The organism is Pseudomonas sp. LBUM1666 (assembly GCF_059695775.1).
In genome coordinates this window covers 466649-483299 of the sequence record NZ_CP166789.1, presented here as the reverse complement: position 1 = coordinate 483299, position 16651 = coordinate 466649, and the positions used below count along the sequence as shown (strand labels likewise).

General features: G+C 58.1%; 9 protein-coding genes. 1 reads left to right on the top strand and 8 read right to left on the bottom strand.

Annotation, left to right across the window (positions count from 1 at the left end):
• Window positions 1-19: 19 nt before the first annotated feature.
• From ACA056_RS02150 to putP, 8 genes are all read right to left on the bottom strand, one after another.
• Window positions 20-856 (bottom strand): 23S rRNA (adenine(2030)-N(6))-methyltransferase RlmJ, encoded by an 837-nt coding sequence (locus ACA056_RS02150; protein WP_008149676.1) that lies wholly within the window; start codon window positions 854-856, stop codon window positions 20-22.
• A 268-nt stretch (window positions 857-1124) separates the two neighbouring features.
• On the bottom strand, window positions 1125-1448 hold the full coding sequence (locus tag ACA056_RS02145) for a hypothetical protein (protein WP_497270155.1): 324 nt from the start codon (window positions 1446-1448) through the stop codon (window positions 1125-1127).
• Window positions 1449-1809: 361 nt separating this feature from the next.
• Complete coding sequence (locus ACA056_RS02140) at window positions 1810-2226, bottom strand: hypothetical protein (RefSeq protein WP_497270153.1); 417 nt, start codon at window positions 2224-2226, stop codon at window positions 1810-1812.
• 31 nt (window positions 2227-2257) lie between these two features.
• Entirely contained in the window at window positions 2258-2674 is a 417-nt protein-coding gene (locus tag ACA056_RS02135; protein ID WP_497270151.1) for a hypothetical protein, read from the bottom strand.
• 10 nt (window positions 2675-2684) lie between these two features.
• Window positions 2685-7466: an RHS repeat-associated core domain-containing protein gene (locus ACA056_RS02130; RefSeq protein ID WP_497270149.1), complete on the bottom strand. Its 4782-nt coding sequence runs from the start codon at window positions 7464-7466 to the stop codon at window positions 2685-2687.
• Entirely contained in the window at window positions 7466-8188 is a 723-nt protein-coding gene (locus tag ACA056_RS02125) for a DUF4123 domain-containing protein (RefSeq protein ID WP_497273480.1), read from the bottom strand. Before ACA056_RS02125 ends, ACA056_RS02130 begins: the two co-directional genes overlap by 1 nt.
• Before the next feature lie 4 nt (window positions 8189-8192).
• The gene (locus ACA056_RS02120; protein WP_497270147.1) at window positions 8193-10211 is read right to left on the bottom strand and encodes a type VI secretion system Vgr family protein; all 2019 of its coding nucleotides are present in this window, start codon (window positions 10209-10211) and stop codon (window positions 8193-8195) included.
• A 366-nt stretch (window positions 10212-10577) separates the two neighbouring features.
• Window positions 10578-12062: a sodium/proline symporter PutP gene (putP, locus tag ACA056_RS02115; RefSeq protein WP_497270145.1), complete on the bottom strand. Its 1485-nt coding sequence runs from the start codon at window positions 12060-12062 to the stop codon at window positions 10578-10580.
• Window positions 12063-12524: 462 nt separating this feature from the next.
• On the opposite strand from putP, the gene putA reads away from it, so the two are divergent.
• A complete protein-coding gene (putA, locus tag ACA056_RS02110) occupies window positions 12525-16478 on the top strand; it encodes a trifunctional transcriptional regulator/proline dehydrogenase/L-glutamate gamma-semialdehyde dehydrogenase (RefSeq protein ID WP_497270143.1) in 3954 nt (1317 codons plus the stop codon).
• The last annotated feature ends 173 nt before the right edge of the window (window positions 16479-16651 follow it).

The following is a 16651-nucleotide window of genomic DNA, read 5'->3' as shown; positions in this document are numbered from 1 at the left end:
TCTTGCTCGTCGATTGACCCTATTCGGCAATCAACCAATCCATCTGCCACCCACCCTGAGTCTGCCCAAGCTTCTTGGACAACCACGGAAGCAACTCACGCAATTCCTCTTCCAGCCCCCACGGCGGATTCGCAATCGCCAGCCCCGAGCCATTCAGACTGTTCGGCGTATCCAACGGATGCACCAGCAACTCGACCCGCAACAACTTCGGTGCGCCCGTACCCGCCAGGTCCTGATAAAAACGACGCAACATGCGCTGGTCCTTCACCGGATACCAGATCGCCGCCACGGTCTGCCGCATCCGGCCAATCGCCTCTTTCAGCGACGCCGCACAGCGCTGCATCTCATCCAGCTGTTCAAACGGCGGATCAATCAACATCACCGCCCGCTTCTCCTGCACCGGCAACATCGCACGCGGCACATGCCAGCCTTCACCCAGATGCACCTTCACCCGACGGTCACCCGCCATGTTGTCCTTGAGCAGCAACCCGTCTTCCGGGTGTTTCTCGTTGAGCATCACCCGATCCTGCGGCCGCGTCAGCCGCCGCGCCAACTCCGGTGACCCCGGGTAATAGCGCAACTGGCCATCCGGGTTCATGTCATGCAGCACCTTCATGTAATCAGCGGTCAACGCCGGCAGATCCGGCTGATCCCACAAACGTGCAATACCTTCCAGGTACTCACCGGTACGGCTCGCCTGATCACCCTGCAGGTCATACAGACCAATGCCGGCGTGAGTGTCGAGATAGGCAAACGGCTGCTCCTTGCGCGACATCAAAGCGATGATGCGGGTCAAAGTCAGGTGTTTGAACACATCGGCGTGATTGCCGGCATGGAAGGCGTGACGATAATTCATGGCTGCTCCTGCGAAGGGCGGGAAGTTTACCTTGTACGGCGTCGAACGTCAGGACCTCACAGCCGAGCGGGCTATCCCAGCCCCTATTTCGGGTATCACACAAACCCTGTGGCGAGGGGGCTTGTCGGAACGCCGCATCGCCCCGTTGGGCTGCGAAGCAGCCCCAAAACCTGCAATCCGGTTATGCCTGACACACTGCACTGCCCGGTTTACGACTGCTGCGCAGCCGAGCGGGAGCAAGCTCCCTCGCCACAAAAGCCGCCCGGCGCTACTCCGAAGGCCGAGCCTTCAATCGTCGCCCTAACACATCCAGCACATCACACCCATCCCGCAACGGAATGGCACAGAGCAAAGCAAAATCACTAAGAATGAAGGACTGACACTCGATCGAACCGCGCATGGACAAGTTCTCCATCACCTGGGTGACGGCACGAATTCGGTAGTTGGCAGCGTCATACAAAACATCCAGCGGCGCTTGGGTGTCGACGAACAGGGTTGGCATGTCGTCGCAATTGCTGGTGAGCGCCATGAAGCGGCTTTGGGGATGGGGGGTTGGTTTTACGTAGGGTGGGTCGGGATGAATACTTTTCATTTTTAAACCTCTGGTAGAAGTGGAGCTACCATCGGCCTTCCTACAGGCTTGGGTGGCAGCTATACGCGGGGTAGGAATATCGAGACCAGAGCAAACTCGACCACGCCGAAGCGTGCCCGCGCACAGCCGCCGCAACTGATCTTACGGACGCATGTTGATGGCCGCAATTCAGGTGTCGACGCCAAAGCGTCCTCTCTAGTATTGAAGGGTTCCTACACCCTGCCACTGAATTTTCAGTGACCACCAGAGACTATCGATGGAGAACATTTCACACCAGTTCATGGAAACCGCCGCGGATTGAAGGAAACTTCCGACGACCTTGCCCAGAAATTTCGCTGCCAGCGATCAACGTTTACTTTCTTCACCAAGCGGCTCGATCCTCCAAGCTCGCAGTGAGCAGATCGTCTTTCCAAACCTCTTGCGCCAACGTGTAGACATGCAGAAGGAATTCCCGAGGGCTCTCTAATTCGTACCACTCTCCACGAGGCCAGCTTGATGCTTCGCCCTCATCTATTTCAAACAAACTTTGGAAATCATAATTTCGATCACGCAGTTTATCCGCCAGAGACTCCACCAACACAAGTTTATGCCTATAAGATAGACACCCGAGATCCAATGCGTACTTTTTAATCAACTCCGCCCTATCAAACTCATCATTAGGGTCATAAACCTCAAGTTCTACACCGAGTGTTTCTTCACGATCATATACACTAAATCGACCAATAAACCACATCAGCCCTGCATCAAACTTCTCATCAAAAAATGGACATCGCAACATTCCTTACCCCAACCTTATAGACATAAAAGTCTCACCATTTGGACTGATCTTCGAGACTGGCCTTGTGAAGATCCTCCCTCCACTCTTCGCTTGCCAATCTGTATATATCCTCGAAAAAGCCACGCGCATCATTTATTTGAGTTTCATCCCATGCAACACAAGTGCTTTCATCATAATTACTTTCAAACTGAGTAGAAAAATCGAATTCTGATTGCGACAATGAATCTTTTAAGATTTTGAATAGCAAAAACCGGTGCCGATAAGTCAGATGATCGAATCTTCTCAACACGAAGTTCTTTATAACTTTCTCTCTATCATGCTGTTCATTCGGATTGTAAACCCACAAGGCAGCACCTAAAGTTTCTTCGCGATCAAATATAGATATCCCGCCCAACCAATAAAAGAGTGTGGGTTCAAACGGAGTATTGAATTTCGGCCACATCAACATCACATTTCTCCTAATCTGGGAAGCCCGTGTAAGGCTTCAGACTTATCTGATCAAATCTAACCTCTGAATAATCAAGACTCTCTATATATCTTGGGTTACTCCTATCCTTTTTGTTAGGTTTGTACCCCCTACCTCCTCCAGGCATTTCCTTCCTAATAACGGGATCTCCATCTGGGGTATACCCTGTTGGCAAGGGATTCTTTCTATTCATTCTAGATACAGCATCATTTATGGCATTAAATTGCAGCAACCAGGTTTTAAACTGGGAACTAGGCGTTATCGGTCCCTTTTTTCCTTTTTTTGTTGGATGACTGCCATCAATAGATCTCTGCTTTAACGCTTTGTCAGGTATTTCGGGATTGTGTTTTGCCACAGAATGCATGTCGTATTCATCCTCCCATTCTAAAACCCGCCGCTTGGCATTCGCTTCAGCCAACTCATCTATCCGTGCCCGCCGCTGTTCACCCGTCAGCTTCGGCAGCGCCGGTTCACCCTCATCAACCTTAGCGCCAGTCGTATCATCCGGCGCCCCACACCGGGGCTTATTCGGTGGCGGGCAATTCCCGCTCAACCCCAACGGATCAACCCACCCCGTTGGATTCGGCGTGTACTGGTACTGGTTCAGCCCGCCCGCCAACTTGATCGGATCAGGCGTCAGATACCGACCAAACTCTGGATCATAGTACCGATGCCGGTTGTAGTGCAGGCCGCTCTCGGCATCGAAGTACTGCCCTTGAAACCGTAACGATTGCTCGAGCTGCTCTCCTCCACCGAACGCAAGGCGAGTGACTTTGCCGTAGGCGTTGTACTTCGCCGACCAGACGATTTCGCCGCTGTAATCCGTCAGTTCCTGCGGCGTACCGAGGTGATCGAGTTGGTAGTAGAACGGGCAGGCCTGGCGTGGGCCTTTGCCGTCGAGCATGGCCAGTGGGCGGAAGCTGTCGGGTTCGTAAACGTAGCTGCGGTAATGCTCGCGGCTGCTTTCGGCGATGAGGTGGTCGCCTTGCCAGAAGAACTCGGTGGTTTTGCCGTCGACGGTTTTGCTGATGCGGCGGCCGAAGGCGTCGTAGCGGTAGCTTGAGTAGCGACCGTCCGGCATCGTGACGCCGACCAAGCGGTGTTGGCAGTCGTAGCGGTATTCGGTGACGAGTTTTTGCGCTGTTCCGCGGCGTTCGCGGATGAGGTTGCCGAAGGCGTCGTAGTCATAGTGGCGATCGCCTTGCATGAGCAGACGGTTGCCTTTGACGGTCGCGGCGCCGGGGCGATCCTGCATCACCAGGTTGCCAGCGGGGTCGTGGGCGAAGCTTTCCGGTGGGTCGTCGCGGGTGTGGCGGACGCGGGTCAGGCGGTTGAGCGGGTCGTATTGGTAATTGCGTTGGCCGTGACGGGTGTCGGCGATGCTGTCGAGATTGCCGTTGGCGCTGTAGGCATAGTCGCGGCGATACAGCGTTTGGTGCTGTTGACTGACAGCGTGGGCCTTCAATCGGCCCTGATCGTCGTAGGCATATTCGCTGAGCAGTTGCCCCTGCTGGCGTTGCTGCTCGCGGCCGAAGGCGAATTGGTGAGTGGTGAGCCGCGCGCCGTTGAGGTCGATGGCCGTCAGCGCGCCGCCTTTGGCGTGGTGGTAATCGAGTTTGCTGCCGTCCGGCAGACGCAGGCGATTGAGTTGGCCGCAGGCGTCATAGCCATAACGCAGCGTGCCCCAGCCTTGGTGTTCGGTGATCAGCCGGTCTTGCTGGTCGTATTCGAACTCCAGTGGGTGATCGTGGCCGTCATCGACGCTGACCAACCGGCCGAGGCTGTCGTAGCGGTATTCAACCTTGATGCCGTCTGGCAGGGTTTTGACCAGCAACCGTCCCGCCGAGTCTCGTTCATAAGCCGTAACCAGCTGCGAACCGTCCTCGCCGAACTCGGTTTTCTCCAGCAGCTGGCCGTTGAGGTCGTAGGCGTACGCCGTGCGTTGGCCGTCGAAGCCGGTTTCCTGTCGGATCAAGCCATTGGCCGTGTAGTCCAGGAGATATTTTTCGCCGGATTCGTTTTCGATTTCCGTGAGCAACAGCTGCGCATTGTCGTAGCGGTACTTCAGCTGGGTGTCGTCGGCATTGAGGCGGCGGCTGACCAGGTGCAGATCGTCGACGTATTCGTAGCGGGTGACGCGACCCAGTTCATCGCGTTCGGCGGTGATCTTGCCGTAGGCGTTGTAGCTGAAGGCGCGGCTGGCGCCGGTAGGAAGCGTCGTCTGGATCAGTCGGCCGACGGCATCCCAGTGGTACTGGGTGACGGCGTCGTGTTCGTCCTGACGGGTAATCTGCCGCCCCAGTGCGTCGTAGGAAAACCGCCGCTGACCGCCGTCCGGCAAGGTCTCTTCGAGCAGTTGCCCCAAGGCGTTCCAAACGAACACATGCCGACTGGTGTCCGGGTAACGGATCGACAGCAACTGACCTTTTGCGTCGTAGTGATAGTGGCTGACATGGCCGTCGGGGTCGGTCGCTTCGGTGATGTCGCCTTGCGCATTGCGCTGATATTTCCACACCGCTTTACCGCGGTACCGCGCGTGCAGGAAACCGTTGCGATATTCGTAGGCCGTCGGCTCGTCTTCCGGCGGAATCAGTGCAACCAATCGTCCGACTTCGTCGTAGCGGTACTCAGTGACGGCACCGAGCGGATCCTGCTCGGCAATCAGCCGACCGTTGTCGTCGTAAGCCTTGAGGTGTTCGCCGCCGTCCAGCTCGACCTTGCGCACCAGCCGCGCCCGGTCGTCGTGGACGTAAACCTCTTCGCTGCCATCGATGTTCTGGACGATGACGCTGCCCGTGTCATCCCAGACATAACGCGCGTCGATCTGCGCAAACGACGCCCAATGCCGGACACATCGGGCTGCCTTGCCGGACCTTTCCCACTCCCAGAAGAAACTCGCCCCACCGGTCAGTTGCCGCTGCAGGATGACGTGCTGCTCGTCGTAGTCGTAGCGTTCGCTTTCGCCGGCGGCATTGGTCGCTTCGATCAGTTGATCGCGTTCGTCGTAGCTGTAACTGACCAGCGTCTGCTCGGTGTGCCAAGCCTCGTCGAGGGTCTGGGCCGGGACAAAAACCTGATAGTCGACGGCGACCAAATGGCTGCGGTCATAGCGCAATCGCAAGGCACGGCCGGCGCCATTGTCGAGGCGCCTGATGCGGTCTTGCCGGTCGCGGGTGATGCGCAGGCGATTGTCGTAAGCGTCGCTGATCGTTGTCAGCCGACCGTTATTAAAGTGATAGAACCGCGCGTCGTCGCCAGCCTGGGCGAGGATCAGTTCTTCCGGCTCGTCACTCAGATAAATCGCTGCCCGCGACAGACTGTTGTGAATCGTCGGGCGCTCGATATTCGGTAGCGGAAAGGTCGTACGGCGGTTTTCGTGGTCGATCCAGATGACGTGATCGCCGTCGATTTCCAGTTGGTGGGCGAGGCTGTGACTCCAGCCGAAACCGAGGCCGGCATCAATCTCAGCGGCGCTGGTGCGATAGAGCCGGATGAAGTCGAACGGCAGGATGCCGTCCAGCGAACCGTCGGTGAGGGTCAGTAGTTCTTCGCCGGTGACCATCGACACCGGGCATTTGTTGGTGGCGGTTTTATCAACGGAATCGGCGCTGTCGCCGTTGGGGTTTTTCGCCTGATCCGGGACGTTGTCGTGGTGTTCGTTTTGCTTGAGCGTGGTATTGCGCTTGGCATCCCAGCGCAGTTGCATCCGGCCTTTTTTCAGACCCGCAGCAACACCGCGTGCGGCGACTTTTTTGTAGCGGTCGACGTAGCTGATGAAGCCATTGATGATCGTGAAAATCGCTTTGACGAGGCGCAGAACAGCGCTGAGTAATTGCGCAGCTCGATTAGCCAGCCGCATCGTCAAATAGGCGATACCGGCCCCTGCTGCAGCGAACGTCAGAACGATGCCAATCAGGATGTCGATCAACAGCTGCACCACCACCGTCGACACGGCTTCGGCGGTTTTGCCGGCGATCTCGCCGGGCGGCAGCATGTCCAACCAGAGGCTGGCGGTGCGTAACAGTAGGCACAGCGCCGCTTCGTCACTGGCCAGCAGTTGGGCTTTTTCCATGACATCGGGGGCGGTTTCCGCGAGGTTCTTCAGCTCTGTGGCGCTCTCGCCCAACCGCTCACCAAACTTCCCGGGATCCTTGAGGATGTCCGAAAGCAGGCCGATGCCGTCCCACACGCCCTCGATTGTCGCCCAACTTCCCGCGAGCATTCCATTGCCTACAGCAACCGAAGAAGATTCCGACCACTTCGGTTTAAACGTCTTCCATTCATCACGCAGCCATTTCTCAAGTTCCGTCGTCAGGCCGTTGTAGGAAGAGAAAAGGTCATCGACTTGCTGCGGAGTTACTTCGTTATGGACGTGAATGCGGTAGAACTTGCCCTCTTCCCCCTTGAACGTCCCTTTGCCATTTTCATCAAGCGTGACAAGCGTCGTTTCGCCGCTCTCAAGCGCAATCACATCAACCTGAATATTCCCCACGGGGATGTCATAAACCGATTCAAACTTGCTCTCGATCTCTAGTTTTCCACCCTTTGGGCACTGCACGACGGTAGAGGAAAAATCCTCATCGCTGCTGCTCACGACGGTGCTGGAATTGCCGAAACGAATGATCCGTTCCATCCCCATCAACGAAGGCAAATCAGCCGCATGACTGGCCTTGTCCGCCGCCCGGCTGAACCAATGCTTCAGCTGTTCACGGTAGATTGAAAGGGTGTCTGGAAAACTGTCGAGCTCCTGCTCGATACGCACAATCTGATCCATCAGTTCAGCTCCGCCATCAGGTAGTCCACCAAGGCTGTTTTGGGTGCTTGCGGCAGGTCCGGTGTCTCAAGAAAGATCGCGACCTTGTGACGCAAAACGCTCATGGAAAACGCCTCATAGAGATCAGGGCGGTCTTCACTCAACCACTTCAGCAAGTTGTTGATGCGGGTTGTCGCGGACTCCGAGGCGAGGTGTTTAAGCAGCGATGCAGAAACCTCCCACCACGGAAACAAGCGGGAGGTTTTCAGCGCATTACCACCGATTTCGAGCGGCTGGCCATTGATCAAACAGCGCCCGATCACAGGCATTAACTGCGTAGCGTTAACCTCGGCAGACTGAAGGATCGACAGCAAATAACGCCCATCCCAAAAGCGAAAAAACACCGCATTACCGTTGGGCAGGAGGACTTGGGTAAGGCTGCGCAAATGCTCGACCAGCACTTCTCGAGAGGCAGTAGAAACCGCCAGCCAACCCCAGTCGCCAGACTCGGTTGTGGCGATCCATTCCAGAAACTCACTGCCAGCGGCGACGATTCCGACATAGGGCATTACCGGTTCCCACTCGGCGTAAGCGGTGTCGGCCCAGATCGGACTGGGTGCTTGAGCGGTGACCGACTGCTGCCAGGCTTTGAACGGTTCAGCGGCACTCGCATTGCTGAAAATGGCGAACAACCGTTCCGACGGTTTAAGCGGCTGACTCTCCAGCCAGTCATGAGGTGACATGCGATCAGACTGCACAGACACCGTCCTTGCAGCGCTCGCACTCTTCACAGAACGGCGCATCACCTTTCAGGCTCATGATCTGCGCCGCGCTGAGCAGCGCCGCCGGGGCGGCGGCGAGTTTCAATGGCGTATCCGGCAAGGCCGGCGCAGCTGCCATGGCTGGCATCAACGCGCCCCCCACCTGAATCGGTACGCTGCTGAAAATCCCGCCGGGACCAATATTGATCCACTGCCCGCCCGCCTGAATCGTCGCGCTAGCCCCGCCGTCGATCACCACTTGCTGACCGGCGCTGACATGGAATTGTTGACTGGCATTCAGCGCCTGGCTGCTCACGCGAATGTGTCGGTCACCGACCACCACCAGGTGATCATCCAGCTTCACTTCGGTCTGGCGCTGGCCATGGGTGATGCGTTGCTCGTCGGCCTTCAGCTCATGGCGAGCGGTGCCGGTGACGACGATGCTGCGGGCGTTATCGACCTGCACCTGTTGATCATTCAGTACGTGCTGGGTCCAGTTTCGCTGGGCGCGCAGGTAGATTTCCTCGGCGCCTTTGCGATCTTCGATGCGCAATTCGTTGTAACCGCCGCCACCGGGACTGCTCTGGCTGCGGAAGATGCTGCGGGTTTTGTCGGCGGGCAGATCCAGCGGCACCGGAGTTGCGGCGTTTGGCAGGCAACCCATCACCAGCGGTTTGTCGGCATCGGCGTCGACGAATCCCACCAGCACTTCCATGCCGACTCGCGGGATCATCACGCTGCCATAACGGTCGTGCGCCCAGCCGGTGGCGACGCGCAGCCAGCAACTGGAGTGTTCATCGAGCTGACCGTCACGGTCCCAGGCGAGCTGAACCTTGACCCGACCGAACTCGTCGCAATGGATTTCGCTGTCGATCGGGCCGGTGACCACGGCGGGTTGATAGCCGAGCATGCGTGGTTTTTCCGGCCCGAGCGGTGGACGAAACGAAACGTCCCACGGTATTGCCAGAAAGGTATTGCGATAGCCCTGGAAATCATCCGGGCCGTCGCTGGTGACCGACTCTTCCAGCACTTGTGGCTGGCGACCGCGGTGTTCAATTTCGGTGATCAACCACAGGTCATTCCATGCCTGACGCGGGTGTTCGGCCAGGTGTAGGAAGTGCCCGCTGACCAAAGCCGATTCGTCGCCACGACCTTCGGCCTGACGGAAGTCGGCGTTGTGCCGTTCGAGTGCTCGTTGGGCCAGATGCTTGCCGAGTTCGCGATCGGTGAATTGGCCAGGGAAGTGGTAATCCTCGAGCACCGGTCGCAGCTCACTGTCGAGGCGGCTTTCAAGTTGCAGGTGAGGTTTTTTGAAGTCGTAGTCGCGACGGGTTACCGCTGTCGTCCGGGTTTCCAGTCGCACGTTGAAACGTTTGATGGCCGGCGCATCCGCCGCCATTCCGCTGCCCGGCAGGTATAGCGTCGGCTCGGGCAGACGAGGGAAAACCGTCTGATCATCACCAAATACCAACATGTGCCCGTCGAGGCTGTGCTGAAAGTGGTAGTGAATGCCGATCTCGGCACACAGCCGCTGGATGAACGCCAGATCGCTTTCGGCGTACTGCACGCAGTACTCGCGAGGTGCGTAGTCGCTGCCGAGCCGGAACTCGAAGGCATCGCGCTGGATACCGTGGTCCTTGAGGACCTGCGTGATGATCGCCGGCACGTTTTTGTGCTGGAAAATTCGCTGGTTGATGCGCTGACCGAGGTAGGCCAGTCGCGGTACGAGGCTGATTTGGTAGCCCGTCAGACGTTGGCCGGAATCGCTTTGACCGACGCGAAAAATCTGACCATGAATGCCGGAACCCTGCGCATCAAAACTCAGAAAGGCCTGACGATGCAGCAGGCTTTCGAGTTCGATGTCGGGCCGTTCGCTGACCAGTTCCAGGTCAAAACGGTAGGGCTGGCTGATGGCTTCCTTGCCCGTGAACTCAAGCACCTTGAGCTCATTCTGGACGCCGTCGATCGTCAGCGTGAAACGCGGTTGATTGGCAGGAGCGAACATCCGATGTGTCTCTGCAGAATGAAGGCGGGCGATTCTGCATGAGCGACAAGGGGTATTTATGGAGGGACAGGGAAATCAGATTTGCCCTACTTTTTTAGAGAATTGCCCTTCAAAAATAAGTGTGTTTGGCTACAGACATCTCCTTCAAAACCACCACCAAACCCTGTGGGAGCGAGCTTGCTCGCGATGGCGTCAGGTCAGTCCACATTGATGTTGAATGATCTACCGCTATCGCGAGCAAGCTCGCTCCCACAGGGGTATGCACAGGGATTCGAGATTTGCGTAGGCAAAAAAAACGGCCCGCCTCCAAATGGAAGCGGGCCGTTTTCATGTTCGGCGAAAGGTCAGAGCATCAGCTCATCCCGATCACTTGTTCAGACGGAAATCTGCCTCGGCAGCGGCGAAGCGCTGAAGCATGCCTTTAGTAGGCTCGCCCAGTTTGCTGACGAAGTAGATCGCCAGGCTGGCGAAGATGAAACCAGGGATGATTTCGTACAGGCCCAGCAGTTCGAAGTGTTTCCACACGATCACGGTGATCGCGCCGACCAGGATGCCAGCCAGTGCGCCGTTGCGGGTCATGTCTTTCCAGATTACGGAGATCAGGACTACCGGACCGAATGCGGCACCGAAACCGGCCCAGGCGTAGCTGACCAGACCCAGTACGCGGTTTTCCGGGTTAGCGGCCAACGCGATGGCGATCAAGGCAACCAGCAGCACCATGGCGCGGCCGACCCAGACCAGTTCCACCTGGGAAGCGGTTTTACGCAGGAAGGTTTTGTAGAAGTCTTCGGTCAGGGCGCTCGAGCACACCAGCAACTGGCAGCTCAGGGTGCTCATGACGGCAGCCAGAATGGCCGACAGCAGTACACCGGCAATCCATGGGTTGAACAGGATTTTCGCCAGTTCGATGAACACACGCTCGTGGTTTTCGGTCACAGGACCGGCCACTTCAGGGTGCGCCGAGAAGTACGCGATACCAAAGAAACCTACCGCAACAGTGCCGCCCAGGCACAGGATCATCCAGGTCATGGAAATACGGCGAGCGTTAGCGATCGACTTGACCGAATCCGCCGCCATGAAACGCGCGAGGATGTGCGGCTGGCCGAAGTAGCCCAGGCCCCAGCCCATCAGCGAGATGATGCCGATGAAGGTGGTGTTTTTCAGCATGTCGAAGTTGCTTGGATCTTGCGCTTCGATGGCCAGGAACGTTGTGTCGACGCCGCCGGTGGCCAGCAGCACGATGATCGGCGTCAGCAACAGGGCGAAGATCATCAGCGTGGCTTGTACGGTGTCAGTCCAGCTCACTGCCAGGAAACCGCCGACGAAGGTGTAGGCAATCGTCGCTGCAGCACCGGCCCACAGTGCAGTCTCGTAGGACATGCCGAAGGTGCTTTCGAACAGACGGGCGCCAGCCACGATGCCGGATGCGCAGTAAATGGTGAAGAACACCAGGATCACGACCGCGGAGATGATCCGCAGCAGGCCGCTTTTGTCTTCGAAACGGCTGGAGAAGTAATCCGGCAGGGTCAGCGCATCGCCGTTGTGCTCGGTCTGCACACGCAGACGGCCGGCGACGAACAGCCAGTTCAGGTAAGCACCGATGATCAGACCGATGGCGATCCAGCTTTCGGAGAGACCGGACATGTAGATAGCGCCCGGCAGGCCCATCAACAACCAGCCGCTCATGTCGGAAGCACCGGCGGACAATGCAGTCACGACGCTGCCCAGGCTGCGACCGCCCAGAATGTAGTCAGAAAGGTTGTTGGTGGAGCGATAGGCCATGAAGCCGATCAGCACCATTGCTGCGATGTAGATCACGAACGTGATCAGTGTTGGATTGCTTACGCTCATTAAGTTACGCCCTGGCTTTGTTTTTATGTAGCGGCGGCTGGTGAACCGCGCGCAAACGACGACGTTTGACAGACGATCCGGGATCCCGCGCATTTATGACTGATGTTTCCCCAGGAAAGCCATCAGCCGGTGCACCTGTCTTTTTTGACCGGTTGCACCTTGGGCGCGAATGCTATTCAACAAAGCAAATAAGGTGCAACCAGTTTCGCGAGAATAAGTTGCACCTAGTCGGATTTATCCGGAAAAACCCTGTTTTTGCTCCCTTTTAGCGCAGTTCCAGCGGTTTGCTAGAAGCAAAAGCACCAAGCAGGAGCGGTACGTTCGTACCGGAAATTAATTCCTGACGAGCTGCTTATAATTCCGACAAAAAAAGGGTTGCACCCGGTTGCACCTCGACGGTTGCACGGCTAATCTTGCCGCCAGCTGATGCCACGCGGTCGTGGCAAACATGAGGATAAAAATATGGCTACCACCACCCTTGGGGTCAAACTTGACGACCCGACCCGCGAGCGCCTCAAGGCTGCCGCGACCTCGATTGATCGCACGCCGCACTGGCTGATCAAGCAGGCAATTTTCAATTACCTGGAAAAACTCGAGGGTGGTGCAACCCTGACCGAGCTGAGCGGCTTGATCAGCAAAGATGCTGACGACGCCGGCGAAGTCCATGCCGACCACGCGCACCAATGCTTCCTCGAATTCGCCGAAAGCATCCTGCCGCAATCGGTGCTGCGCGCCTCGATCACCGCCGCTTACCGTCGCCCGGAACCTGAAGTGGTGCCAATGCTGATCGAGCAGGCGCGTCTGCCTGCGGCGATGGCCGAAGCCACCAACAAGCTCGCCTCCTCGATTGCCGAAAAACTGCGCAATCAGAAGAGCGCCGGCGGCCGTGCCGGGATTGTTCAGGGCCTGTTGCAGGAATTTTCCCTGTCGTCCCAGGAAGGCGTGGCACTGATGTGCCTGGCCGAAGCGCTGCTGCGTATTCCGGACAAAGGCACTCGTGACGCGCTTATCCGCGACAAGATCAGCACCGGCAACTGGCACCCGCACTTGGGCAACAGCCCGTCGCTGTTCGTCAACGCTGCCACGTGGGGCTTGCTGCTGACCGGCAAACTGGTCGCCACCCACAACGAAGCCGGCCTGACTTCGTCCTTGAGCCGCATCATCGGCAAGAGCGGCGAGCCGATGATCCGCAAGGGCGTCGACATGGCCATGCGCCTGATGGGCGAGCAGTTCGTGACCGGCGAAACCATCGCCGAAGCCCTGGCCAACGCCAGCAAATTCGAAGCCAAAGGCTTCCGCTATTCCTACGACATGCTGGGTGAAGCCGCACTCACCGAGCACGATGCCCAGAAGTACCTGGCCTCGTACGAACAAGCCATTCACTCGATCGGCAAAGCGTCCCACGGTCGTGGGATTTATGAAGGCCCGGGCATCTCCATCAAGCTCTCGGCCCTGCACCCGCGTTACAGCCGTGCGCAGTACGAGCGCGTGATGGACGAGCTGTACCCGCGCCTGCTGTCGCTGACCCTGCTGGCCAAGCAATACGACATCGGCCTGAACATCGACGCCGAAGAAGCTGACCGCCTCGAATTGTCGCTGGATCTGCTGGAGCGCCTGTGCTTCGAGCCGCAACTGACCGGCTGGAACGGCATCGGTTTCGTGATCCAGGCTTATCAGAAGCGTTGCCCGTATGTGATCGACTACGTGATTGACCTGGCTCGCCGCAGCCGTCATCGCCTGATGATCCGACTGGTGAAAGGCGCGTACTGGGACAGCGAAATCAAACGCGCCCAGGTCGAAGGCCTGGAAGGCTATCCGGTGTACACCCGCAAGGTGTACACCGACGTTTCCTACATCGCTTGCGCACGCAAGCTGCTGTCGGTACCGGAAGTCATCTACCCGCAGTTCGCCACGCACAACGCCCACACCCTGTCGGCCATTTACCACATCGCCGGTCAGAACTATTACCCCGGTCAGTATGAGTTCCAGTGCCTGCACGGCATGGGCGAACCGCTGTACGAACAGGTTGTAGGTAAAGTTTCTGAAGGCAAGCTGAACCGTCCGTGCCGCGTGTACGCACCGGTCGGTACTCACGAAACACTGCTGGCGTACCTGGTACGTCGTCTGCTGGAAAACGGCGCGAACACCTCGTTCGTCAACCAGATCGCCGATCAGTCCATCTCGATTCAGGCGCTGGTGGCCGATCCGGTGGCCAGCATCGAGCAGATGGCGACGCTGGAAGGCGGCTTCGGCCTGCCGCACCCGCGTATTCCGCTGCCGCGTGATCTTTATGGTGCCGAGCGCGCCAACTCCAGCGGCATCGACATGGCCAACGAACATCGTCTGGCTTCGCTGTCCTGCGCACTGCTGGCGACCGCTCATAACCACTGGAAAGCCGCGCCGATGCTCGGTTGCGCCTCCAGCACTGAAACCCCTGCGCCAGTCCTCAACCCGTCCGATCTGCGTGACGTGGTCGGCCATGTACAGGAAGCGACCGTCGAAGACGTCGACAACGCGATCCAGTGCGCCCTGAACGCTGCGCCGATCTGGCAGGCCACCCCGCCCGCCGAACGTGCCGCGATTCTGGAACGTGCCGCCGATTTGATGGAAGGCGAGATCCAGCCGCTGATGGGCCTGCTGGCTCGCGAAGCCGGCAAGACCTTCGCCAACGCCATCGCCGAAGTGCGTGAAGCCGTGGACTTCCTGCGTTATTACGCGGTGCAGGCGCGCAACGATTTCACCAACGACGCCCACCGCCCATTGGGTCCGGTGGTGTGCATCAGCCCGTGGAACTTCCCGCTGGCAATTTTCAGCGGCCAAGTCGCTGCGGCACTGGCCGCCGGTAACCCGGTACTGGCCAAGCCTGCGGAACAAACCCCGCTGGTGGCGGCTCAAGCCGTGCGCTTGCTGCTCGAAGCCGGGATTCCGGAAGGCGTGCTGCAACTGTTGCCGGGCCGTGGCGAAACCGTTGGCGCTCGTCTGGTCGGTGACGATCGGGTCAAAGGCGTGATGTTCACCGGTTCCACCGAAGTTGCTCGTTTGCTGCAACGCAACGTAGCGGGTCGTCTGGATGCACAGGGTCGCCCGATTCCGCTGATCGCCGAAACCGGTGGCCAGAACGCAATGATCGTCGACTCCTCGGCACTGACCGAACAAGTTGTGATCGACGTGGTGTCGTCGGCCTTCGACAGCGCCGGCCAACGTTGCTCGGCGCTGCGGGTGCTGTGCCTGCAGGAAGATTCCGCTGACCGTGTCATCGAAATGCTTAAAGGTGCCATGGCTGAATGCCGTCTCGGCAACCCTGAGCGCCTGTCCGTGGACATCGGCCCGGTGATCGACGCTGAAGCCAAGGCCGGCATTGAGAAGCACATCCAGGCCATGCGCGACAAAGGTCGCAGCGTGTACCAGGTGGCCATTGCCAACACCGAAGAAGTCAAACGCGGCACCTTCGTGATGCCGACGTTGATCGAACTGGAAAGCTTCGACGAGCTGCAACGGGAGATCTTCGGGCCGGTGCTGCATGTGGTTCGCTACAAGCGTAAAGACATCGATCAGCTGATCGGTCAGATCAACGCTTCCGGCTACGGCCTGACCTTGGGTGTGCATACTCGCATCGACGAGACCATCGCCAAGGTGATCGATAACGTCAACGCCGGTAACGTCTACGTGAACCGCAACATCGTGGGTGCCGTGGTCGGCGTGCAGCCGTTCGGTGGCGAAGGTCTGTCGGGTACCGGCCCGAAAGCCGGTGGTCCGTTGTACCTTTACCGTCTGCTGTCGACGCGTCCTACCGGTGCGATCGAACAATCCTTCGCTCGCGGTGATGCCATCACGGCACCGGATGTTCGTCTGCGTGATGCCATGAGCAAACCGCTGAAGGCTCTGCAAGCCTGGGCTGACAGCAACAAGTTTGCCGACCTGAACACCCTGTGCGCGCAGTTCTCGGCGCAATCGCAAAGCGGGATCACCCGTGTTCTGGCGGGCCCGACTGGCGAACGCAACAGCTACGCCATCCTGCCACGCGAACACGTGCTGTGCCTGGCGGAAGTTGAAGGCGACTTGCTGACGCAACTGGCGGCGGTATTGGCCGTCGGCGGTTCGGCGGTATGGCCGGAAGCTGAATTGACCAAGGCCGTGTTCGCACGTCTGCCAAAGGAAGTTCAGGCGAAGATCAAGCTGGTTTCCGACTGGAGCAAGGACGAAGTGCTGTTTGATGCGGTTCTGCATCACGGCCATTCCGATCAGCTGCGTGCGGTCTGCCAGCAAGTGGCCAAGCGTGCCGGCGCGATTGTCGGGGTTCACGGTTTGTCGCAAGGCGAGACCAACATTGCGCTGGAGCGTCTGGTGATCGAGCGGGCGTTGAGCGTTAACACTGCTGCGGCGGGTGGTAATGCAAGTTTGATGACGATCGGTTAACACGCTGTAAGCCAGGCAACCGCAATGGTTGCCTGGCAATCAAATCCCTTGTAGGAGTGAGCCTGCTCGCGATAGCGGCGTGTCATCCAATACATGTTTCGGATGACACGCCGCTATCGCGAGCAGGCTCACTCCTACAGTTGTTTTGGGGTGTCTGGTAAGTCCGTGCTCTG